This is a genomic window from Geodermatophilus sp. SYSU D01180, assembly GCF_054050415.1.
The window spans coordinates 153,552-174,753 of the sequence record NZ_JBJGZH010000007.1; the positions used below are offsets into that span (position 1 = coordinate 153,552).

Genomic DNA, 21,202 nt, shown 5'->3' on the forward strand with positions numbered 1-21,202 from the left:
CCCCGCACCTCCTGGCGGCCGCCGTCCCCTCGTGGGACGGCGGCCGTCGTCGTGTCGGCACCTCGACGGCGGGCCGTTTCGCGGGGACGACGGCGGGCATGGCCTCCCGCGACAGCGCCGTCGGACAGGAGGCACGATGACCGACCCGCAGGGCAGTGACCGCATCCAGCAGGACGTCCCGACCGCGTCGGGCTCGGGCGACAACAGCAGCACCGGGACCGGCTTCGACGACGTCCCCCTGACCCGCGACGAGGCCCTCGAGCGGGACGCCGCCTCCGGCGACGACCTGCCGGCCAGTGCCGACAGCGACGTCGCCCGGGCCCGGACGGACGGCCCGTCCGGCGAGGTCCCGGGACCCACGCCCCGTTCCGGAGGGAGATCGGACTGATGAGCGAGACGGACCACACCGGCTACCGCGAGTCCCCGGACACCACCGACGGTCCGACCGCGAGCAACATGGTCGACGGTGTCACCGGCGAGGACCGGTCCGACGGCGGTGAGCAGGACACGACCCTCACCACCGACGACGACGCCCAGCGCGACGACTCCGTGGTGCGCGGCGGCAACGAGGCCAGCTAGACCGCACACGCCGCGGGGCGCCCCCGATCCCGGATCGGAGGCGCCCCGTGGCGTGTGCGCTGCGGTCAGACCCGGGCGGCCGACCGGTCCGCCGTCTCGACGGCGTCGTCCGCGGCGAGGTCGCGGACTCGGGTCTCGCCGTAGGCGAGGACCGCCACGAGCGTGATGACGGCGCAGACGGCCAGGTAGACGGCCACGCGCGTCGGGCTCGGGTCCTCGAAGCTGCCGAGCAGGGCGACCGCGATGAGCGGGGCGGGCGCGCCGGCGACCAGCGAGGCCAGCTGGGCGCCGATGGAGACGCCGGTGTAGCGGGCCTTGGTGCCGAACAGCTCGGAGAAGAACGCCGCCTGCGGGCCGTACATGGCGCCGTGGAAGAGCAGGCCCACGATCAGCGCCAGCACGACGAGGGCGAAGCTCCCGGTGTCGAACAGGCCGAACAGGGCGAAGCCCCAGATGCCGGTGCCGGCGGCGCCGAGGAGGTACACCGGCCGGCGGCCGACGCGGTCGGACAGCGCGCCCCACATCGGGATGGTCACCAGGTGCACCGCGGACGCGATGAGCAGCGCGTTGAGCGCGAAGGAGGCGTCCAGGCCGAGCGCCTTGGTGAGGTAGGCCGTGGTGAACGCCGTGAGGATGTAGAAGGCGACGTTCTCGGCGATGCGGGCGCCCATGGCGACGAGCACCTCGCGCTTGTAGCGCTTGAGGACGACGGCGATCGGCGCCTGCTCGGCCGCGCCGGTCTCCCGGGCCTTCGCCTCGGCGACGCGCTGCGCCTCGAGGAACACCGGCGACTCGCTGACCGCCAGCCGCACCCACAGGCCGACCAGGATGAGCACGGCCGACAGCAGGAACGGGATGCGCCAGCCCCAGGACTCGAAGGCCGCGTCGGACTGGAACGCCGCCAGCAGCGCGAGCACGGCGGTGGAGAGGAGCTGGCCGGCGGGCGCCCCGGCCTGCGGCCAGGAGGCCCAGAAGCCGCGGTTCTCGGGCCGGCCGTGCTCGGAGACGATGAGGACGGCGCCGCCCCACTCGCCGCCGAGGGCGAAGCCCTGCACCAGGCGGAGGAACACCAGCAGCAGCGGGGCGAGCCCGCCGACGGTCGCGTAGGTCGGCAGCAGGCCGATGGCGAAGGTGGCGCCGCCCATCATGAGCAGCGAGACGACCAGCAGCTTCTTGCGGCCTACCCGGTCGCCGAAGTGGCCGAAGACCAGCGCACCGATCGGGCGGGCCGCGAAGCCGATGGCGTAGGTGCCGAAGGCCAGCAGCACGGCGGCGAAGTCGGAGGAGTCGGGGAAGAACAGCGGGCCGAAGACGAGCGCGGCGGCCGAGCCGTAGAGGAAGAAGTCGTACCACTCGACGGTGGTGCCGATGATGCTCGCACCGACGACGCGGCCGAAGCTCCGTCTCTGGTGGGTCTGGGCGGGTGCGGACACGCGGTTCTCCTCGGTGGACGGATCCGGACCCGATCGACGCTAGGAAGCGCCCGGGGGCCTGCCCATGTGCCGGAGGCCAGTTCTGTGAACCAGGTCATGTGGTCCGCCGACATGTCCCGACGCCGACCCGTGCCACGACCGGCGGGGACACCCGGTGTGGGCGGCACCCATCCCTGAGGCCGGAGGTGTGTGTGCCGCCGCCGTGGGAGGGGCCGGACCCGCGGCCTAGCGTCGCCGCCATGAGCGCGAAGGACCTCGAGGGGCGGCGGGCGATGGTGACCGGCGGGGGGTCGGGCATCGGCCGCGCGGTCGCCGCCCGGCTGGCCGAGGCCGGTGCCACGGTGGTCGTCGTCGACCGGGACGGCGCGGCGGCCGAGGAGGTGGCCCGCACCGTGGGCGGCAGCGCGGTCGCCGTCGACCTGTCCGACCTGGCCGCCGTCGACGCGCTCGACCTCGACGTCGACGTGCTGGTCAACAACGCCGGCTTCCAGCACGTCGCGCCGCTGCACGAGTTCCCCGTCGAGGTCTTCTCCACCGTCCAGCGGCTCATGGTCGAGGCGCCGTTCCGGCTGGTCCGGGGCGCGCTGCCGCACATGTACCGGCGCGGCTGGGGCCGGGTGGTCAACGTCAGCTCGGTGCACGGGCACCGGGCCTCGCCGTTCAAGTCCGCCTACGTCACCGCCAAGCACGCGCTCGAGGGCCTGTCGAAGGTGGTCGCGCTCGAGGGCGCCCCGCACGGGGTCACGTCCAACTGCGTGGCCCCGGCCTACGTGCGCACACCGCTGGTCGAGGGGCAGATCGCCGACCAGGCCCGCAGCCACGGGATCTCCGAGGACGAGGTCGTCGAGCAGGTGATGCTCGCCCCGGCGGCGCTCAAGCGGCTGATCGAGCCGGCCGAGGTCGCCGACGCCGTCGCCTGGCTGTGCTCGCCCGCCGCGGCCTCGGTCACCGGCACCTCGCTGCTCATGGACGGCGGGTGGACCGCCCACTGATGGCCCGGCCGGTGACAATGCCGGTCGTGGCCCGGACCGCAGCGCTGCCCGCCGACGGCCCCGGCCGCGCGCCCCGGGTCCCCTCGGCGGCCGCCGAGTACCTGCAGATGGTCCTCGACGACGCCGCGGCCATCGAGTACGAGGGCCCGCTGGTGCGCGCCCGGGCCGCGGGCGCCGACCCCGCCACGCTCGCCGAGCTGGAGCAGGTCCGGCTGCTGGCCCTGCAGGTGCGCGCCGCCTTCGCCGCGCGCCGCCGGCGGGAGTCGGAGCTGTCGGCGCTGTTCGACACCGCGAGCGACCTCGCCACGCTGCGCGGCGTCGACTCGGTGCTCACCGCGATCGTCCGCCGCGCCCGCCAGCTGCTGGGCAGCGACGTCTCGTACCTGACGCTCAACGACGACGCCCACGGCGACACCTACATGCGGGTGACCGACGGCTCGGTGTCGGCCCGCTTCCAGGCGCTGCGGCTGCCGATGGGCGAGGGGCTGGGCGGGCTGGTGGCCCAGACGGCGGCGCCCTACGCGACGGCGAGCTACTTCACCGACGCCCGGTTCCACCACACCGACGACATCAACGGCGGCGTCCGCGAGGAGGGCCTGGTCGCGATCCTCGGCGTGCCGCTGATCCGCGGGTCGCAGGTCATCGGGGTGCTCTACGCCGCCGACCGCGCCGAGCGGACCTTCGACCGGTCCGAGGTGGCGCTGCTCGGCTCGCTGGCCGCGCACGCCGCGATCGCGCTGGACAACGCGCGGCTGCTGGAGGAGACCCGGGCCGCCCTCGAGGAGCTGTCGGCGGCCACCCGGGAGCTGCGGGCGCACACCGAGTCGGTGGAGCGGGCCGCGGGCGCGCACGACCGGTTCATCGACGTGGTGCTCCGCGGGGGCGGCGTCGAGGGCGTGGCCGCGGCCGTGACCGACGCCCTGGGCGGGCGGATCACGGTGATCGACGAGGAGGGCCGCCCGTCCCCCGCGGCCGACGGCGGCGGCGCGCTCCCGCCCGACCCCGCCGGGGCGCTGGCGTTGGCCCGGTCCACCGGCCGCACCGTGCGCGACGGCGACTGGTGGACCGCGGCGGTGACCGTGGGCAGCGACCTGCTCGGCGGGCTGGTGCTGCAGCGCGAGGGCGACCTGTCCGACGCCGACCAGCGCATCCTCGAGCGCGCCGCGCTGGTGACCGCGCTGCTGCTGCTCATCCGGCGCACCGCCGGCGAGGCCGAGGGGCGGGTGCGCGGCGAGCTGCTCGACGAGCTGCTGACCGTGCCGCTGCGCGACCCCGACGGCCTGCGCGAGCGCGCCCGCCGGCTGGGCACCGACCTGGACCGGCCGGCGTCGGTCGTCGTCGTCCGGGTGGAGGAGCGCTGCCGCGGCCGGGCGCTGGCCGCCGCCGCCCACCTGGCCGCCACCCGCGGCGGGCTCGCCGGGGTCCGCGACGGCCGCGTCGTCCTGTGCCTGCCCGACCTCGCGCCGGGGGCGGCGGCCGCGCTGGTGCGCCGGGAGGTCGCTGCGGCGGTCGGGCGGCCGGTCACCGCCGGCGGCGCCGGGCCCGCGCTCGGCCCGGCCGCGGTGGCCGGCGCCTGGGCCGAGGCCGCGCGGTGCGCCTCGACGCTGGAGGCGCTGGGCCGCACCGGGGAGTCGGCGAGCGCGGGCGAGCTGGGCTTCGTCGGCCTGCTGGTGGGCGAGGGCCGCGACGTGCCCGGCTTCGTGCAGGCCACGCTGGCGCCGGTGCTCGACTACGACGCCCGCCGCGGCACCGACCTGGTCGCCACGCTGCGGGCCTGGTTCGACGCCGGCGGCTCCCCCGCGCGGGCGGCCGAGGTGCTCAGCGTGCACGTCAACACGGTCACCCAGCGGCTGGACCGGGTGGGCCGGCTGCTGGGCCGCGACTGGTCGGCGCCGGAGCGGGCGCTGGAGGTGCAGCTGGCGCTGCGGCTGCACCGGCTGACCGCCGCCGAGGGCGTGTGACCGGTCAGGCGGGGCCGAAGCCCCCGGGGACGATCGTGTTCACGATGTCGTGGTGCTTGCCGCAGCGCCGGCAGACCTTCTGGTCCGGGCCGCGCAGCCGCTCGTCGTCGGGGTGCCGCTGCACGTAGGCGTGCAGCCCCAGGCGGCAGAGCAGCGGCTTCGGGGTGGTCCGCGCGTCGCCGGCCATGGCGATCGCCTCCCTCGTGGCAGACCCCCAGGCTGGCACCGTCCCGCCCCCGGCCGGTGGGCCGGAGGACCCTCCTACCCTGGTCCGGTGACCGCCGTCCTGCCCTGTCTGCCGGCGGCCGAGTGGACGGCGCGGGCGGCCGCGCACGACGCGCGGGTGGAGCGGTGGACCGCGCCGCACCGCGACCGCCGCCGCCGGGGCGAGGCGCACCCGGTGCTGGACTTCCTGTTCACCTACTACTCGGAGACGCCGTCGCGGCTGCGCCGCTGGCACCCGGGCGCGGGCGTCGCGCTGGCGCCGTCGGCGGAGGGACCGGCGCCGCACGCCGCCTGGCGCTGGTACGCGACCGGCGACGACGGCGCGGTGCGGCTCGACGTCGCGGCGTACCTGGCCGACCGCGCGCCGACCGTCCGCTTCGTGCGGGACCTGCTCGCCGCCACCGCGTCCCGGCCGGCGCAGACCGGCTGCTTCGGGCTGCACGAGTGGGCGATGGTGCACCGCGCGGACGAGCGGCGGCACGCGGTCCCGCTGCGGCTGGGACGGGCGGGCACCGACGCCGTCGTGGAGGCGCACGCGATCCGGTGCAGCCACTTCGACGCGTTCCGGTTCTTCACGCCGTCCGCCGTGGGGCTCAACCGGCTGCGGCCGACGCGGGAGACGCAGGTCGCGATGGAGCAGCCGGGCTGCCTGCACGCGACGATGGACCTCTACAAGTGGGCCTACAAGCTCTCCCCCGCGGTGCCCGGCGAGCTGGTCGCCGACTGCTTCGAGCTCGCCGTCGAGGTGCGCGAGCTGGACATGCGGGCCTCGCCGTACGACCTGGCCGACCGCGGGTACGCCCCCGTGCGGATCGAGACGGCCGAGGGCAAGGCGGAGTACGTCACCGCACAGCGGGGCTTCGCCGAGCGCGCCGCCCCGTTGCGGCGGCGGCTGGTCGAGGTCTGCGACGTGCTGCTGGCGTCCTAGCCCACCGCGGCGCGTCCTGGCTCACGGTCGGCGGTGAGCCAGGACGCAGCACGATCAGGTCACCTGAGCGTGCCGCGGAGCCCGCGTCAGACGCCGTCGCGGGGGCCGGCCGCGCCGACCCCGACCCCGCGGGCCGCCGTCTCGCGCAGCTGCTCGACCACCCGGCCCGGCGGCGGGGTCTCCCCGCCGGTGGGCGCCGAGGGCCGGCGGCCCGAGCGGCGCTCGCGCAGCCGGGCGACCAGGCCCGCGATGCCGCCCGGCACGAAGAAGACGACCACCACGAACAGGGCGCCGAGCAGGAACAGCGGCTCCGACAGCGGCACCCGCAGCCAGGCCGGCAGGTCCTGCACGGCGGGCGAGGAGGCGAGGTCGGTGAGCCGGCTGTCGAGGTAGGTGTAGAGGACGCCGCCGAGCACCGCGCCCCACCGGCTGCCCGCGCCGCCGAGCACCACCATGACCAGCAGGCCGAGGGTGAAGTCGGCGGTCGTGGTCCGGGGCGTGGAGCCGCCGAGCAGCAGCAGGTGCACCACCCCGCCGAGCGCCGCGAGCAGGCCGGCGAGGACGAAGACGACCAGCTTGAACGAGTAGGGGCGCAGGCCCAGCACCTCTACGCGGCGCTCGTTCTCCCGGATCGCCTGCCACACGCGACCGGCCCGCGAGCCGGTCACCCACGCCACGACGACGTAGACGACGGCGAGGTAGGCCAGCGCCAGCCAGTACAGGTTGACGGTGTTGAGCACACCGACGAACGCGTCGGGCACGTTCGAGCGGTCCAGCGCCAGGCCCTCCTCGCCGCCGGTCAGGCCGCCGGGGTCGCGCAGGACGACGATCGACCCGACCTGCGCCATGGCCAGCGTGACCATCGAGAAGGCGATGCCCGACACCCGCAGCGCCACCCCGCCGACCAGCAGCGGCAGCGCGATGCCGATGACGGTGGTCAGCGCGAGCGCCGCGCCCAGGCCCCAGCCGAGCTCGGTGAGCGCCAGGTTCGCCACGTAGGTGCCGGCGGCGAAGTAGAGCGCGTGCCCGAACGACAGCAGCCCGGTGAACCCGAACAGCAGGTCGTAGGACAGCGCCACCCCGCCGAACACCAGGCACAGCGCCAGCAGCTGCAGGGTGCCGGGGCTGTTGAGGACGCCGTCGAACAGGCCGGGGACCTGCAGCGTCGAGTACGGCAGCACCGCCAGGACGACGAGCACGACCAGCGGCGCCAGCCGCGTCAGCTTCCGGCTCATGCCACCCTCGCAGTCAGCCCGCCGGGGCGGGTCAGCAGGACGACGGCGAGCAGCAGGACGACCGACAGGTCCCCCACCCCGCTGGCCGCGTAGTAGTTGGCGAACTGCTGCACCAGCCCGACGAGGACCGCGGCCACCGCGGCGCCGGTGATCGAGCTCATCCCGCCGATGACGACGACGATGAAGGCGAAGATCAGCAGCGAGGTGCCCTGGCCCGGGGAGATGGAGCCGAGGTAGACGCCGCCGAGCGCGCCGGCCAGCGCGGCGAACGCGCCGCCGATGGCGAAGACCAGCGTGAACGCCCGCCGCACGTCGATGCCGAGCGCGGTCACCATCGACCGGTTCTCCACGCCGGCGCGGATGACCAGGCCGAAGCGGGTGTAGCGGAGGAAGGCCAGCACGGCGAGCAGCACGACGACGGCGCTGCCGATGAGCAGGAACCGGTCGTTGGGCACGCTGGCGCCGAGCACCGACGTCGTGTCCTCGGCCCAGGCGGGCGCCGGGAACGGCCGTGGGTCGGCGCCCCAGACGGCCCGCACCAGCGCGACCAGCGCCAGGCTCAGCCCCACGGTGACCAGCACCTGCTCGATGTGCCGCTCGTAGAGCGGGCGGATGAGCAGCAGCTCGATCAACGCGGCGACGACCGTGCCGATGGCGACCCCGAAGGCGACGGCGAGCGCGAAGCCCCACCCGCCGGACCCGGCGCCGGGCAGGTTCTCCGAGGCCCACCAGGTGCCGTAGGCGCCGATGGTGAGGAAGGCGCCGTGGGCGAAGTTGAGCACGCCCATCAGCCCGAAGATCAGCGAGAGGCCGGAGGCGACGAGGAAGTACAGCGCCGCGAGCCCGAGGCCGGTGACGGTCAGCAGCACGATCGTGCTCATGCGCCGGCCTCGCTGGCGCTCGTCCGGTGCATGCGCACCCGTGGCTCTGTCCCCGGTGGGCTCGCGAGCTCGCCCACTGCGTGCGCACCCCCGCTCGTGGCCACGCCGAGCAGCTCGCGGGTGCGGTCGGCGTCGGCCAGCAGCTCCGGCGCGGACCCGCTCCACACCGCGCGCCCCTGGTCGACGACGACGGCGTCGGTGGCCATGCGGCGCACCACGGACAGGTTCTGCTCGACGAGCAGCACCGTCACCTCCTCGGCGGCGCGGGCGAGCACGTCGGCGACCTCGGCGACCAGCAGCGGCGCCAGGCCCTTGGTCGGCTCGTCGACGAGCAGCAGCTGGTTGTCGTTGAGCAGCAGCCGGGCGATGGCCACCATCTGCTGCTGGCCGCCCGAGAGGGTCCCGGCGAGCTGCCGGCTGCGCTTCGCGAGTTCCGGGAACAGCTCGTACACGCGGTCGTGGTGGTGCGCGGAGTCGCGCCGCTCGGCCAGCGTGAGGTTCTCGGCGACGGTCAGCCCGCCGAAGACCTCGCGGTCCTCGGGGGCGTAGCCGACGCCGAGCCGGACGACGTCGTGGGTGCGCCGGCCCGACAGCCGGTGCACCCGGCCGGCGGCGTCGGTGAGCTCGATGCGGCCGGTCGAGGGCACCAGGCCGAGCACCGACTTCACCGTCGTCGTCTTGCCCGCGCCGTTGCGGCCGAGCAGCGCGGTGACGCCGCCGCGGCGGACGGTGAGGTCGACGCCCTGCAGGATGTGCGAGCCGGAGAGCCGGACGTGCACGTCGGAGAGCCGGAGCAGCACCGGCCGGTCGGCGGTCACAGCTGGTCCCCCAGGTAGGCCTCCTGGACGACGGGGTCGGCGGTGACCCGCGCCGGGGTGTCCAGCGCGAGCAGCGAGCCGTGGTGCATGACGGCGACCCGGTCGGCGAGGCCGAGCAGGACGTCCATGTGGTGCTCGACCATGAGCACCGTCCGGCCCTCCTCGCGGTGCACGTCGGCGATGACCTGCGTGAGGCCGGCGACCTCCCCGGTGCTCACGCCGGCCATCGGCTCGTCGAGCAGCACCACGGCGGGGTCGGTGGCCAGCAGGATCGCCAGCTCCAGCTTGCGCTTGTCGCCGTGGGAGAGGGACCCGGCGAGCGCGTCGCCGCGGGCGGCGAGGCCGACCCGGGCCAACGCCCGCTCGGCCACCTCGAACGCCCGGTCCGAGGGGCGCACCCGCTGCCAGGGCCGCAGGCTGCCGCCGAGCCGGGCCTGCGCCGCCAGCCGCACGTTCTCCCGGACGCCGAGGCCCGCGAACACCGACGAGGACTGGAAGGTGCGACCCAGCCCCAGCCGGGCCCGCGCGGCCGGGGCGGCACGGGTGATGTCGGCGCCGTCCAGGGTGATCGTGCCGGCGGTGACCGGCAGCAGCCCCGAGAGCAGGTTGAACAGCGACGTCTTGCCCGCCCCGTTGGGCCCGATGACGGCGACGAACTCGCCGGGGGCGACGTCGAGGGAGACGTCGGAGACGATGACCGCGCCGCCGATCGCGCAGGTCAGGCCGGCCACCCGGAGCACCGGCTCGCCCGCGGGGCGGGCGGCCGGTGCCGGGGCGGGGAGGGAGGTGGTCACTGCCCGGTCCTCGGGAGCGGCGTCCGGGTCAGGAGGTGGCGACCGGCGGCGCGGTGGCCTCCGGGTCGAGGGTCTCGACGAGCACCGGGACCAGCTCGTCGCCCTGCTGCTCCAGGCGGGCCTGGAACATCGGCTGCAGGAGCGCGTGGTCCTCCTCGCGGATGGTCAGCTCGCCCTTGACGCCGTCGAAGGTCCAGCCCTCGAGCGCGTCGACCATGGCGCCGACGTCGTCGCCGCCCTCCTGGAGCGCGTGCACGACCATCTGGGCGGCGGTGAAGCCGTCCGGGGTGAAGAGGTCGACCGTGCCGCCGGCCTCCTCGACCCGCTCGGTCATGGCCTGGCTGACCTCGTTGTCGACCGCCTCGGCGAAGAAGTGCGACAGGTAGTCGATCTGCGTGGCCTGGGCGCCGTAGGTGGCGTAGCTGGCGCGGATGTCCAGGCCGGTGACGACGGTGGTGGAGTCGAGCACGCCCTGCTGGCCCATCGCCTGCCACATGGCCGGCGCGGTCTCCCCCGCCCAGGCGACGAAGACCAGGTCGGCGCCGGCGTCGCGGGCCTGGGAGGCGAACGGCGTGAGGTCGGTGGCGCTGGCCGGCACCAGCAGCGGGGTGACGGTGGCCCCGGCCTCGCCGAGGACGGCGGTGACGGCGCCGACGTTGGCCTGGCCGAACGCGCTGTCCTGGGCGAAGACCAGCACGGTCTTGCCCTGCGCGTCGCCGATGAACGACTGCGCGGTGAGGATGTCCTGGTAGGTCTGCCGGCCCGACCGGAAGGTGTTGTCGTTGACGCCGGTGACCGCGTCGGTGGCGGCCGGCCCGGAGATGAACAGCACGTCGTTCTGCTCGGCCAGCGGCGCGACCTGGGTGGCCACCCCCGAGGCGGTGGACCCGGCGAGCACCTGCACGCCCTGGCCGATGAGGTCGGTGGCCTCGGCGACGGCCTTGGCCGGGTCACCGGCGTCGTCGCGCTCGACGACCTCGATCGGCCGGCCGTCGACCTCACCGGTGCCGTCGGTGGCGTAGTCCAGGCCGGCCTCGAAGCCCTGCAGGTACTGCTCGCCGTAGGTGGCCAGCGGCCCGGTGGAGGAGAAGACGAGCCCGACGCGGATCGGCTCGCCCTCGCCGCCGCCGTCCCCGCCGCTCCCGCCCGACGAGGTGGCGGTGGGGCTGCCGCAGGCGGCCACCGACAGGGCCAGCGCGGCACCGGTGGCCAGGACGGCGGTCCGGGACCGCTGACGGGGACGCGACATGGCGAGCTCCTCGGTGTGTGCGACGGTGCACGGTTGCTGCTCCGGACGGTCCCGTCCGGCGTGGGCTGGACCACACCGTAGGGAGACGGTCACGGGCTGCCCATGTCGCGACCCCCTACAGCCGCACCCGCCGCTGTGGTGACGCAGCACACGTCCCCGACCGGCACGGGCCGTTCACCCCGGGGCCGTACCGTCGGTCGCGTGACCTCCACCTCCGGGAACGTGCGCACCGACCGCTGGCTGCGGCTCGACGGGACGACGAACACGCGCGACCTGGGCGGCCTGCCCACCACCGACGGCGGGACGACGGCGTTCGGCCGCGTGCTGCGCAGCGACAACCTGCAGACCCTCAGCGACGCCGACGTCCGGCGGCTGGTGGAGGACCTGGGCGTGCGCGAGGTGATCGACCTGCGCACCACCGCCGAGGTGCTGCTCGAGGGCCGCGGCCCGCTGCGCGCGGTCGCGGACGTCACGCACCGGCACTTCAGCCTGCTGCCCGAGCGGGGCCGCCACACCGACGTCTTCGCCGTCGAGGAGGACGAGGTCCCCGACCTGCCGGCCGACTGGGCCGAGACGGTGCTGCCGCGGCAGACCACCGAGGCCGACGAGGTCGAGCCGCCGGCGGTGCGCTCCTACCTCGGCTACCTGCACCACCGCCCCGAGAACGTGCTGGCGGCGCTGCGGGCGATCGTGGCCGGCGACGGCGCGGCGGTCGTGCACTGCGCGGCGGGCAAGGACCGCACCGGCGTCGTCGCGATGTTCGCCCTGGCCGCGGCCGGGGTGCCCGACGAGGAGATCGTCGCCGACTACGCGCTGACCGCCGAGGTCATCGAGGCCCTGGTGGCCAAGCTGCGGCAGTCGCCGACGTACGCCGACGACATGACCCGCCGCAGCGTCGCCAGCCACACACCGCGGGCGGCGACCATGCGCCGGCTGCTGGAGATCCTGGGCGAGCGGCACGGCGGGCCGCTGGGCTGGCTCGACGAGCACGGCCTCGGCGCCGACGAGCGGGCCGCCCTGCGCGCGAGGCTCCGCGACTGAGGCCGTTCCCGAGATCAACACACGTCGGCGGCCCTCTCGAGGCCGTGGAGAGGGCCGTGGACGCGTGGTGATCCCGCCCGCCTCGACGCCCTGAGCGGGCTGTCCGGCGCGCGGCTCCTGGCGGACCCCGTGGACCGCCGCTAGTCCGCCGTCCGCGTGGCCGGGGCCGGCGGGCGGTCGCGGTGCTTGTGCCGGTACATGGCCGCGTCGGCCTCCCGCAGCAGCCGCTCGGCGTCGCCGCCGGGGCCGGTGTGCACGGCGACGCCGGTGCTCGTCCCGACCGCCGCGGGGACGCCGTCGAGACGGAACGGCTCGGCGAAGGCCGCCGCCACCCGGCCGACGACCGCCTCGGCGTCCGCGGGCGCGGCCAGCCGCGGCAGCAGGACGGCGAACTCGTCGCCGCTGAGCCGGCCGACGGTGTCGCCGGGGCGCACCGCGGCGCGCAGCCGGGCCGACACCTGGCGCAGCAGCTCGTCGCCGGCCGCGTGGCCGAGCGTGTCGTTGACCGCCTTGAACCGGTCGAGGTCGCAGAAGAGCACGCCGACGGAGCCGGAGGGGGCGACGGCGGCCAGCGCGGCGGCCAGCCGGTCGCGGAACAGCACCCGGTTGGGCAGTCCGGTGAGCGCGTCGTGGGTGGCCTGGTGCCGGACGGTCTCCAGCAGCCGGGCCTTCTGCAGGGCGGTGGAGGCCTGGTCGCCGACGCCGCGCAGCCGGGCGAGGACGTCGGCGTCGAGGGCCTGGCTGACCTCGCCGTCGGCCCAGCTGGCGGTGACCACGCCGAGGAAGGTGGTGCCCGCGAGCAGGGGCACGGCGACGACGTCGGTGAGGTGCAGGGCGGCGAGCAGGTCGCGCATCGGGGCGCTGGCGCCGGTCGCGCTGACCACCCGGGGCTCGCGGTCGGTGAGGATGCCGAAGACCTCGGGCACGTCCCCGGCCCGCAGGGCCGCCGACCGCAGGACCTCCTCCTGCTCCGGGGACAGCCCGGCGCAGGACTCCGCCCGCAGGACACCCCCGGCCGGGTCCCAGAGCAGGACGCCGGAGCTGCCGCAGCCGACGATGCCGGTCAGCGCCCGGGCGACGACGGCGCAGACCTCGGCCGCCTCGCCTGCCTGGGCCAGGCCGTGCGCCAGCTCCAGGAGGGCGCCGGCCCGGCGGGCCTCCAGCCGGCTGTCCTCGAGGGCCAGCACGAGGTCGAGGGCGGCCGCGGCGTGGCCGGCGTAGGCGGCGAGCATGGCCCGCTCGTCGCCGAGGCCGCCGTCGCCGGCGCGGTGCAGGGCGGCCAGCCGGCCGTGGGTCCGGCGGGCGGAGGCGACGTCGACGGTCACCGCGCCGGGGCCGAGGTCGTCACCGGCGAGCAGCCGTGCGACCAGCCGCGGCACCTCGCCGGGGGCCAGGCCCGAGCTGTGCACGAGCGGGGCGCCGCCGCGCGGGGAGGAGACGGCGAGCAGGTAGGCGGGGGCGAGGACGGCGGCGGCCGCGCGGTCCACGATGCGCCGCAGGACGGTCTCGAGGTCCCCGCCCTCGACCAGGTCGGTGGCCGCCGACTGCAGGCTGCGGACCTGCTGGCGCAGCGCCACGAGCTCGGGGTCGGTCGCGTCCGTGCCGCGGCGGCGGCGCGGCCACCGGCCGCGGCGCTCCCAGGTCAGGTGGTAGACGCAGGTCTCTGCGCCGGAGGACTCGCACTCCTCGTGGACGACGGTGGCCGGGGCCAGGCCGAAGATGGTCGGCACCATGCTGATGAGCCCGCGCGCGTAGTCGCAGTCCAGCCGCGAGTGCGGGTAGCCCGCGTGCAGCCGGTAGCGCAGGGTCGCGGACGTGGCGTCGGACCGCAGCACCTCCATGGTGGAGGTGGTGGTGAAGTTGGCGACCGCGCGCGGCAGCCGGGCGAACACCTGCCGCGGTGAGCCCATGGCCCGCACGAGGACCACCAGGCTGGGGTTCATCCCGGTGCGCAGGGACTCCGCGCCGATGCGGTACATGGCGCCGGGGTCGCCGAGGACCTCGGTGGCCGCGGTGAACAGGCGGATCCGGGTGTCGTAGCTGGTCCACGTCGCGGGCCGGGACAGCTCGGCGGCCGTGAACGGCACGTCCGCGCGGCGCAGCACCTCCTCGACCGCCTCGTCGCCGGCGTGCTGGCGGACGAAGGCGAGGACCAGCCCGGTGGTGGCACCCGACGTCTCACGGGCCTCCGCCGGGGGGACGGTCCCGTCCGCGGGTCCTGCTGCGCTCACGCAGGGACGATCGGCACGCGGGGCTGCCGGGTTGAGCGGGGCGGTGCGGTCCGGGGCGCCACTCCCCCGTGCGGGGGAGCACCCCCGGACAGCAGTCGGCCCCGGGCTGCGGAGGCAGACCGGGGCCGTGCAGTCACGCCGCAGGTGAGCTGCGGGGGCGGCCTCCCTGCAGGGCCCCGCCGCTGGCCCGTCCCGGGTCCCACCCTGAGCGTGCGAAGGGGGGGGAGGACGGGGTCCTTCCACGGTGGGGGGCAGGGAGGTCCTTCGTCAGAACCCGCGCGTGGAGAACGAGTTGCTGTTGGCCATGGTGAGCAGCTCGTCGCGCATCGCGGGGCTGCTGCTGCGGGCGAGGGCCCGGTCGATGGCCCGCCGCGTGCGAGCCGCCTGCCGACGCTGCCGCCAGGTGGTCCCGATGGACATGTCCGTGTCTCCTCTTCGGTGCTCTCGTCGTCGTGCACCTGTAGTAAAGCAGGTGACGCCTCGAGTATTCCGAAGGATCGCAGGGCATGTCGGCGAATGCCCGACGATCGTTCACCCGAGAGGGTGGGATCGGTCACCACCCGACGGTCCTGCCACGGCGGGCGTCAGCCGCGGGCGAGCACCGCCCGCGCGGCGGCCCGGCCGGCCCGCGGGTCGTCGGCGGCCAGCGCGGCGGCCGCGGCCTCGCGGCAGGCGGCGAGGTCGACCGTGGCCAGCCGCGCCCCGACCCCGGCGACGGCCGAGCCGGCGCAGGACAGCGAGGTGATGCCGAGACCGACGAGGACGCAGGCGAGCAGCGGGTCGGCCGCCGCCTCGCCGCAGACCCCGACCGGCTTGCCGGCCCGCCGGCCCGCGGCCGCGGTCAGCTCCACCAGCGCCAGCAGCGCCGGCTGCCACGGGTCGGTGAGGTCGGCCAGGTCGGCGGAGAGCCGGTCGGCGGCCAGCGCGTACTGGGACAGGTCGTTGGTGCCGATGGACAGGAAGTCGACGTGCCGGAGCACCCGGTCGGCCAGCAGCGCCGCCGAGGGCACCTCGACCATGACGCCGGGCACGAGCCCGCGCTCGCGCACCCGGGCGGCGAAGTCCGCGGCCTCGGCCTCGGTGGCGACCATCGGGGCCATCACCCAGGGCGTGGCGCCGGTGCGGCGGGCGGCCTCGGCGACGGCGTCGAGCTGGCGGTCGAGCAGGCCGGGGTCGCGGCGGGCCACCCGCAGGCCGCGGACGCCCAGCGCGGGGTTGGCCTCCTCGGGCGGCGTCGCGAACTCCAGCGGCTTGTCCGAGCCGGCGTCGAGGGTGCGCAGCACCACCCGGCGGCCGGCCGCGGCCTCGAGGACGTCGGCGTAGCCGCGCGCCTGCTCCTCCACCGTCGGCTCGGCGGCCCGGCCGAGGAAGGCCAGCTCGGTGCGGAACAGGCCGACCCCCTCGGCGTGCGCGGCCAGCGCCGCCCGGGTGCCGTCGCCGTCCTGCACGTTGGCCAGCACGGGGACCGGGACGCCGTCGCGCGTGGCGGCCGGCCCCTGGTAGCCGGCCAGGGCCTCGGCCGCGCGGCGGGCGGCGTCGAGCTGGCCGGCGGCCACCGCCGGGTCGGGGTCGACGGTGACGGTGCCCTCCTCGGCGTCGAGCAGCACGGTCGAGCCGGCCGGGACGGCGTCCAGCCCCTCCACCGCGACGACGAGCGGCAGGCCCAGCTGCCGGGCGATGATCGCGGTGTGGCTGGTGGTCCCGCCCAGACGGGTGGCCAACCCGACGATGCGGGCCGGGTCGAGGCCGGCGGTGTCGGCGGGCGCGAGGTCGTCGGCGAGCAGCACCGAGGGCCGCGCCGGCGCGGGGACGCCCGGCTCGCCCTGGCCGGTGAGCTCGGCGACGACGCGGTCGCGGACGTCGCGCACGTCGGTCACCCGCTCGGCCATCACGCCGCCCAGCGAGGTGAAGACGTCGACGAACTGCTGCGCGGCCTGCACCGTGGCCACCGCGGCGGGGACGCCGGCGCCGATCCGCTGCTCCACCGCGCCGAGCAGCCCCCGGTCGCGGGCCATGCCGGCGGTCGCCGACAGCACCTCGGCGGTCATCCCGGTCGCCGCGGCGGCGCGGTCGGCCAGGCGGCCCGCGACGGTCTCGGCGGCCGCGGTGAAACGCGCCCGCTCCTCCTCCCGCGCGGGCTCCGGCAGCTCGTCGAACGCCTCGGCGGGCAGCCGGACGGCGCCGGAGGGACGGACCACGGGACCGAGGACCACGCCGGGGACGACCGGGGTCCCGGTGAGCACGGTGCTGGCGGCGGTGGTGGACATGCGGACCTCGCGTCGGTCGGAGGGATGTCGGTCGGGGACCTCGTCGTCCGTCGGTGACCACAATCACGAAAACGTGTTGACTTGTCAACGTAACCAACGTACAACCACAGATACACAAGCCCGTTCCCACATGTTCGGGCACCGCCGCCGGCCTCCCGAGGACGCCGGGGACGACGACCGAGGGGGTCGACGGGTGTACGCCGAGGAGCGCCAGCAGGCCATCGCCACGCTGGTCGCCGAGCAGGGGCGGATCGCGGTCACCGCGGTGGCCGAGCAGTTCGGGGTCACCACCGAGACGGTGCGCCGGGACCTCGCCGTCCTCGAGCGGGCCGGTGTCCTGCGGCGGGTGCACGGCGGCGCCGTCCCCGCCGGGTCGCTGACGCTCATGGAGACGGCGCTGGCCGAGCGCAACGCCACCCGCGCCGAGGCCAAGCGGAAGATCGCCTCGGCGGCGCTGGACCTGCTGCCCGGCCGCGGCGGCAGCCTGCTGCTCGACGGCGGCAGCACCACCGCCGCGCTGGCCGAGGCGCTGCCGCTGGACCGGTCGCTGTTCGTGGCCACCAACGCGGTGCCGATCGCCGCCCGGCTGGCCAACGCGCCGGGCGTGACGCTGCACCTGCTCGGTGGCCGCGTCCGCGGGCTCACCCAGTGCGCGGTCGGCGAGACGCCGGTGCGGGCGCTGGCCGAGCTGCGGGTCGACGTCGCCTTCCTCGGCACCAACGGCATCACCCCCGGCCACGGCCTGACCACCCCGGACGAGGCCGAGGCGTCGGTGAAGCGGGCGATGGTGCGCGCCGGGCAGCGGGTGGTCGTGCTCGCCGACAGCAGCAAGCTCGGCCGGGAGCACCTGGTCCGCTTCGCCTCCCTCGACGACGTCGACGTCGTGGTCACCGACGACGGCGCCGACCTCGCGACCCTCGACGAGCTGGACGCCGCGGGCGTCGAGGTCGTGGTCGCGTGAGCGGGGGACGGGTCGTCACCCTCACGGCGAACCCCAGCCTGGACCGGACGCTGGCCCTCCCCGGCCCGCTGGCGCGCGGCGAGGTCGCCCGCCTGGGCGCGAGCTCCACCGAGCCGGGCGGCAAGGGCGTCAACGTCGCCCGCGCGCTGGCCGCCGCCGGCGCCGACGTCCTCGCCGTCGTGCCCGCCGACCCCACCGACCCGCTGGTCACCGCGCTGCACGCGCTGCACCTGCCACTGGTCACCGTCCCCACGGGCGCCCCGGTGCGCACCAACTACTCGCTCACCGAGCCCGACGGCACCACCACCAAGCTCAACGAGCCCGGCACCACGCTCGACGCCGGCCTGCGCGCAGCGCTCGCTGCCGCCGTGGCCGCGGCCGCCGCGGGCGCCGACTGGGTGGTGCTGTCCGGCTCGCTGCCGCCCGGCACGCCCGAGGACTGGTACGCCGAGCTGGTCCGCGCCGTCCGCGGCACCGGCGCGCGGGTCGCCGTCGACACCTCCGAGTCGCCGCTGCGGGCGCTGCTCGCCGCCGGGCCCGCGTCCGCGCCGGACCTGCTCAAGCCCAACGCCGAGGAGCTGGCCCAGGTCGCCGGCACGACCGAGGCCGCGCTGCTCGCCGACCCCGCCGTCCTCCTCGCGGCGGTGCGGGCCCTGCACGCCGGCGGCGTCCGCGAGGTGCTGCTGACCCTGGGCGGCGCCGGCGCGGTGCTGTCCACGGCCGACGGCGTGTGGTCGGCGCGCGCGCCGCGGATCGTCGTCCGCAGCACCGTCGGCGCCGGCGACTCGAGCCTGGCCGGCCACCTGCTGGCCGACCTGGCCGGCGCCCCGCCCGCCGAGCGGCTGCGCCGCGCGGTCGCCACCGGCTCGGCCGCCGCCGCGCTGCCGGGCTCCGCCGTCCCCACGCCGCAGCAGGTGCACCCGGACGCCGTCGAGGTGTCCCCCGGCCTGCCCGGCCCCCCTCCCCTCCCCGAGCCCGTCCCGGCCGCCGGCCGCGACGTCCCCTGACGCCCCGGAAGGTCCGTCATGTCCGCACTCATCACGCCCGAGCTGGTCGTCCTCGACGCCGACCTCGGCTCCGACAAGGCCGCGGTCGTCCGCCGGCTCGCCGGCCTGGTGGCCGACGCCGGCCGGGCCACCGGCGCCGAGGCGCTCGCCGGCGACGCGCTCGCCCGCGAGGCGCAGGCCGCCACGGGCCTGCCCGGCGGCATCGCCATCCCGCACTGCCGGTCGGCCGCGGTCACCCAGGCGTCGCTGGCCTTCGCCCGGCTCGCCCCCGGGGTCGACTTCGGCGCCGCGGACGGCCCGGCCGACCTGGTCTTCCTCATCGCCGCGCCCGCCGCCGGCGACGCCGACCACCTCACCCTGCTCTCCGCGCTGGCCCGCGCGCTGGTCCGGCCGGACTTCGTGGCCTCCCTGCGGGCCGCGGGCTCGGCGGAGGACGTCGTCCGGCTGGTCGAGGAGGTCGTCTCCCCGCAGCCGGCGGCCGGCGCGACCGCGGCCGCCTCGGTCCCGGCCCCCGCCACCACCGCGGCCGCCACGGCACCCTCCGCCGCACCCGCGGCGCCGGCCCCGGCCGCTCCTGCAGCCGCCGCCCCGGTGGCGCGGCGCAAGCTGGTCGCCATCAGCGCGTGCCCGACCGGCATCGCGCACACCTACATGGCCGCCGACAAGCTCACCGCCGCCGCGGAGGCCGAGGGCGTCGACCTCGTCGTCGAGACCCAGGGGTCCTCGGGCTCCACGCCGCTGGACGCGTCGGTCATCCGCGACGCCGAGGCGGTGATCTTCGCGGTCGACGTCGGGGTGAAGGACCAGGACCGCTTCGCCGGGAAGCCCGTGGTCCAGTCGGGGACCAAGCGGGCGATCAGCGAGCCCGAGGTCATGATCCGCGAGGCGCTCGCCGCCGCGGACGACCCGAACTCGCACAAGGTGCCGGGTGGCGGAGCCGCGGCCGCCGCACCGTCCGGGGGCGGGGGCAAGCTGAGCGCCGGCGCAGAGGTCCGCCGCTGGCTGCTCACCGGCGTCAGCTACATGATCCCGTTCGTCGCGGCCGGCGGTCTGCTCATCGCGCTGGGCTTCCTGCTCGCGGGATACCCGGTGGCCCTGACCAACCCGGACTCCGGCAACTCCTGGGCCAAGGACTGGGTCCTCAACAACTCCCTGTTCGACCTGCCCACGAGCACGGTCGCGGACCTGAACGGCGGCCTCGCCGGCTACCTCGGCGCGACCCTGTTCTTCATCGGGTCCCTCGCCTTCTCGCTGTTCATCCCCGCCCTGGCCGGCTACATCGCCTACGCCATCGCCGACCGGCCCGGGCTGGCGCCGGGCTTCATCACCGGCCTGGTCGCCGTCCAGGTCAACGCGGGCTTCCTCGGCGCCCTCATCGGCGGTGTGATCGCCGGCTTCGCGGCCCGGTGGCTGAGCCGCCTGAAGGTCGGGCGGATCGTCCGCGGACTGATGCCCGTCGTGATCATCCCGCTGCTGGCCACGTTGTTCGCCAGCGGGCTGATGGTGCTCGTCCTCGGGCGTCCGCTCGCCGCCGCGATCACCGGGCTGACGGACTGGCTCAACGGCCTGTCGGGCACCTCGGCGGTGCTGCTGGGGATCCTGCTCGGCCTGATGATGGCGTTCGACATGGGCGGGCCGGTCAACAAGGCCGCGTACGCCTTCGCCACGGCAGGCCTGGCCAGCTACATCTCCAACCCGAGCGAGAACACCGGTCCGCTGGTGATCATGGCGACCGTGATGGGCGCTGGCATGGTGCCGCCGATCGCCCTCTCGCTGGCGACCCTCATCCGGCCGAGGCTGTTCACCCCCGCCGAGCAGGAGCAGGGCAAGGCCGCGTGGCTGCTGGGCCTGGCGTTCATCACCGAGGGCGCGATCCCGTTCGCCGCGGCCGACCCGCTGCGGGTCATCCCGTCGATCATGATCGGCTCGGCGACCACCGGCGCGATCGTGGCGGCGGCCGGCGTCCAGGCGCAGGCTCCGCACGGGGGCATCGTGGTCTTCTTCGCCATCAACGGCGTGCTCATGTGGCTGCTCGCCATCGCGATCGGCACCGTCGTCGGCGCCGTGGCGGTGATCATCGCCAAGAGCATCGGCCGCAGGAAGGCCGAGGCCGACGTCCCCGAGGACGCCGTCGACCTGGAGCACACCCACGCCGCGACCCCCGCACCCGGCGTCAGCGCGCCTGCACGCGCCTGACAGGGCAGGCTCGACCCCACCACCCACTCCGAGCAGCGAGGACACCACCCCATGCCCAGTCAGACCGTCACCGTCGGCTCCCGGGTCGGCCTGCACGCCCGCCCCGCCGCGCTCATCGCGGAGGCCGTGGGCAAGGCCGGCGTCCCGGTCACCCTGGCCACCCCCGGAGGCAACCCGGTCGACGCCGGCTCGCCGCTGATGATCATGACGCTCGGTGCCCAGAAGGGCGCCGAGGTCACCGTGACCAGCGACGACGCCTCGGTGGTCGAGCACATCGCCGGCCTGGTGGCCCAGGACCTCGACGCCGAGTGACCCGGTGCGGCAGGAATGGCCATTTCTGCCGCACCGGCACGGACGCCGGGGGCCGTGCCCGCCGGCCGGGCGGGCCGGGGGCCCGCGGCCGG

20 protein-coding genes are annotated in these 21,202 nt (G+C 76.2%); 10 read left to right on the forward strand and 10 right to left on the reverse strand.

The features are described 5' to 3' along the window. Positions 1 to 136: 136 nt before the first annotated feature. Positions 137 to 388: a hypothetical protein gene (locus ACI8AA_RS09195; RefSeq protein WP_457044167.1), complete on the forward strand. Its 252-nt coding sequence runs from the start codon at positions 137 to 139 to the stop codon at positions 386 to 388. Beyond that, a complete protein-coding gene (locus ACI8AA_RS09200; RefSeq protein ID WP_457044168.1) occupies positions 388 to 579 on the forward strand; it encodes a hypothetical protein in 192 nt (63 codons plus the stop codon). The genes ACI8AA_RS09195 and ACI8AA_RS09200 overlap by 1 nt, the downstream gene beginning before the upstream one ends. 65 nt (positions 580 to 644) lie before the next feature. Here the strand turns inward: ACI8AA_RS09200 and ACI8AA_RS09205 are convergent, their stop codons facing one another. Further along, positions 645 to 2,012, reverse strand: coding sequence for an MFS transporter (locus ACI8AA_RS09205; RefSeq protein ID WP_457044169.1), 1,368 nt, complete (start codon positions 2,010 to 2,012; stop codon positions 645 to 647). 239 nt (positions 2,013 to 2,251) lie between these two features. Here ACI8AA_RS09205 and ACI8AA_RS09210 point away from each other — a divergent pair, with 239 nt between their 5' ends. After that, positions 2,252 to 3,004: a 3-hydroxybutyrate dehydrogenase gene (locus ACI8AA_RS09210; RefSeq protein WP_457044170.1), complete on the forward strand. Its 753-nt coding sequence runs from the start codon at positions 2,252 to 2,254 to the stop codon at positions 3,002 to 3,004. 17 nt (positions 3,005 to 3,021) lie between these two features. Next, positions 3,022 to 4,965 (forward strand): helix-turn-helix domain-containing protein, encoded by a 1,944-nt coding sequence (locus ACI8AA_RS09215; RefSeq protein WP_457044188.1) that lies wholly within the window; start codon positions 3,022 to 3,024, stop codon positions 4,963 to 4,965. Between the two features lie 4 nt (positions 4,966 to 4,969). On the opposite strand, the gene ACI8AA_RS09220 is transcribed toward ACI8AA_RS09215, so the two are convergent. After that, the gene (locus ACI8AA_RS09220; RefSeq protein ID WP_457044171.1) at positions 4,970 to 5,152 is read right to left on the reverse strand and encodes a hypothetical protein; all 183 of its coding nucleotides are present in this window, start codon (positions 5,150 to 5,152) and stop codon (positions 4,970 to 4,972) included. 87 nt (positions 5,153 to 5,239) lie between these two features. On the opposite strand from ACI8AA_RS09220, the gene ACI8AA_RS09225 reads away from it, so the two are divergent. Further along, a complete protein-coding gene (locus ACI8AA_RS09225) occupies positions 5,240 to 6,118 on the forward strand; it encodes a 3-methyladenine DNA glycosylase (protein WP_457044172.1) in 879 nt (292 codons plus the stop codon). Positions 6,119 to 6,204: 86 nt separating this feature from the next. Here ACI8AA_RS09225 and ACI8AA_RS09230 read toward each other — a convergent pair whose 3' ends face one another. From ACI8AA_RS09230 to ACI8AA_RS09250, 5 genes are read right to left on the reverse strand one after another with little or no spacing between them, the layout of a single operon-like run. Beyond that, the gene (locus tag ACI8AA_RS09230) at positions 6,205 to 7,353 is read right to left on the reverse strand and encodes a branched-chain amino acid ABC transporter permease (protein WP_457044173.1); all 1,149 of its coding nucleotides are present in this window, start codon (positions 7,351 to 7,353) and stop codon (positions 6,205 to 6,207) included. After that, positions 7,350 to 8,234, reverse strand: coding sequence for a branched-chain amino acid ABC transporter permease (locus ACI8AA_RS09235; RefSeq protein ID WP_457044174.1), 885 nt, complete (start codon positions 8,232 to 8,234; stop codon positions 7,350 to 7,352). Before ACI8AA_RS09235 ends, ACI8AA_RS09230 begins: the two co-directional genes overlap by 4 nt. After that, positions 8,231 to 9,052, reverse strand: coding sequence for an ABC transporter ATP-binding protein (locus ACI8AA_RS09240; RefSeq protein WP_457044175.1), 822 nt, complete (start codon positions 9,050 to 9,052; stop codon positions 8,231 to 8,233). The genes ACI8AA_RS09235 and ACI8AA_RS09240 overlap by 4 nt, the downstream gene beginning before the upstream one ends. Continuing rightward, complete coding sequence (locus tag ACI8AA_RS09245) at positions 9,049 to 9,846, reverse strand: ABC transporter ATP-binding protein (RefSeq protein WP_457044176.1); 798 nt, start codon at positions 9,844 to 9,846, stop codon at positions 9,049 to 9,051. Before ACI8AA_RS09245 ends, ACI8AA_RS09240 begins: the two co-directional genes overlap by 4 nt. A 28-nt stretch (positions 9,847 to 9,874) precedes the next feature. Then, complete coding sequence (locus tag ACI8AA_RS09250; protein ID WP_457044177.1) at positions 9,875 to 11,095, reverse strand: substrate-binding domain-containing protein; 1,221 nt, start codon at positions 11,093 to 11,095, stop codon at positions 9,875 to 9,877. A gap of 201 nt (positions 11,096 to 11,296) precedes the next feature. Here ACI8AA_RS09250 and ACI8AA_RS09255 point away from each other — a divergent pair, with 201 nt between their 5' ends. Then, on the forward strand, positions 11,297 to 12,136 hold the full coding sequence (locus tag ACI8AA_RS09255) for a tyrosine-protein phosphatase (protein WP_457044178.1): 840 nt from the start codon (positions 11,297 to 11,299) through the stop codon (positions 12,134 to 12,136). Between the two features lie 140 nt (positions 12,137 to 12,276). Here ACI8AA_RS09255 and ACI8AA_RS09260 read toward each other — a convergent pair whose 3' ends face one another. The 3 genes from ACI8AA_RS09260 to ACI8AA_RS09270 form a co-directional block, all read right to left on the reverse strand. After that, a complete protein-coding gene (locus ACI8AA_RS09260; RefSeq protein WP_457044179.1) occupies positions 12,277 to 14,367 on the reverse strand; it encodes a diguanylate cyclase domain-containing protein in 2,091 nt (696 codons plus the stop codon). Between the two features lie 267 nt (positions 14,368 to 14,634). Next, positions 14,635 to 14,787, reverse strand: a complete 153-nt coding sequence (locus ACI8AA_RS09265; protein WP_457044180.1) for a hypothetical protein — start codon at positions 14,785 to 14,787, stop codon at positions 14,635 to 14,637. Positions 14,788 to 14,951: 164 nt separating this feature from the next. Next, positions 14,952 to 16,634, reverse strand: coding sequence for a putative PEP-binding protein (locus tag ACI8AA_RS09270; RefSeq protein ID WP_457044181.1), 1,683 nt, complete (start codon positions 16,632 to 16,634; stop codon positions 14,952 to 14,954). Positions 16,635 to 16,827: 193 nt separating this feature from the next. On the opposite strand from ACI8AA_RS09270, the gene ACI8AA_RS09275 reads away from it, so the two are divergent. The 4 genes from ACI8AA_RS09275 to ACI8AA_RS09290 are packed head-to-tail and all read left to right on the forward strand — an operon-like array spanning position 16,828 to position 21,110. Then, positions 16,828 to 17,595 (forward strand): DeoR/GlpR family DNA-binding transcription regulator, encoded by a 768-nt coding sequence (locus ACI8AA_RS09275; RefSeq protein ID WP_457044182.1) that lies wholly within the window; start codon positions 16,828 to 16,830, stop codon positions 17,593 to 17,595. Further along, positions 17,592 to 18,602: a 1-phosphofructokinase family hexose kinase gene (locus ACI8AA_RS09280; RefSeq protein ID WP_457044183.1), complete on the forward strand. Its 1,011-nt coding sequence runs from the start codon at positions 17,592 to 17,594 to the stop codon at positions 18,600 to 18,602. The genes ACI8AA_RS09275 and ACI8AA_RS09280 overlap by 4 nt, the downstream gene beginning before the upstream one ends. Before the next feature lie 18 nt (positions 18,603 to 18,620). Then, on the forward strand, positions 18,621 to 20,798 hold the full coding sequence (locus ACI8AA_RS09285) for a PTS fructose transporter subunit IIABC (RefSeq protein WP_457044184.1): 2,178 nt from the start codon (positions 18,621 to 18,623) through the stop codon (positions 20,796 to 20,798). Positions 20,799 to 20,849: 51 nt separating this feature from the next. Further along, the gene (locus tag ACI8AA_RS09290) at positions 20,850 to 21,110 is read left to right on the forward strand and encodes an HPr family phosphocarrier protein (RefSeq protein ID WP_387991904.1); all 261 of its coding nucleotides are present in this window, start codon (positions 20,850 to 20,852) and stop codon (positions 21,108 to 21,110) included. Positions 21,111 to 21,202: the final 92 nt, after the last annotated feature.

Bases quoted from the DNA above. Each gene is read 5' to 3' on its own strand.
- ACI8AA_RS09195 (WP_457044167.1), top strand. From the start codon at position 137: ATGACCGACCCGCAGGGCAGTGACCGCATCCAGCAGGACGTCCCGACC.
- ACI8AA_RS09200 (WP_457044168.1), top strand. From the start codon at position 388: ATGAGCGAGACGGACCACACCGGCTACCGCGAGTCCCCGGACACCACC.
- ACI8AA_RS09210 (WP_457044170.1), top strand. From the start codon at position 2,252: ATGAGCGCGAAGGACCTCGAGGGGCGGCGGGCGATGGTGACCGGCGGG.
- ACI8AA_RS09215 (WP_457044188.1), top strand. From the start codon at position 3,022: ATGCCGGTCGTGGCCCGGACCGCAGCGCTGCCCGCCGACGGCCCCGGC.
- ACI8AA_RS09220 (WP_457044171.1), bottom strand. From the start codon at position 5,152: ATGGCCGGCGACGCGCGGACCACCCCGAAGCCGCTGCTCTGCCGCCTG.
- ACI8AA_RS09230 (WP_457044173.1), bottom strand. From the start codon at position 7,353: ATGAGCCGGAAGCTGACGCGGCTGGCGCCGCTGGTCGTGCTCGTCGTC.
- ACI8AA_RS09235 (WP_457044174.1), bottom strand. From the start codon at position 8,234: ATGAGCACGATCGTGCTGCTGACCGTCACCGGCCTCGGGCTCGCGGCG.
- ACI8AA_RS09250 (WP_457044177.1), bottom strand. From the start codon at position 11,095: ATGTCGCGTCCCCGTCAGCGGTCCCGGACCGCCGTCCTGGCCACCGGT.
- ACI8AA_RS09265 (WP_457044180.1), bottom strand. From the start codon at position 14,787: ATGTCCATCGGGACCACCTGGCGGCAGCGTCGGCAGGCGGCTCGCACG.
- ACI8AA_RS09270 (WP_457044181.1), bottom strand. From the start codon at position 16,634: ATGTCCACCACCGCCGCCAGCACCGTGCTCACCGGGACCCCGGTCGTC.
- ACI8AA_RS09285 (WP_457044184.1), top strand. From the start codon at position 18,621: ATGTCCGCACTCATCACGCCCGAGCTGGTCGTCCTCGACGCCGACCTC.
- ACI8AA_RS09290 (WP_387991904.1), top strand. From the start codon at position 20,850: ATGCCCAGTCAGACCGTCACCGTCGGCTCCCGGGTCGGCCTGCACGCC.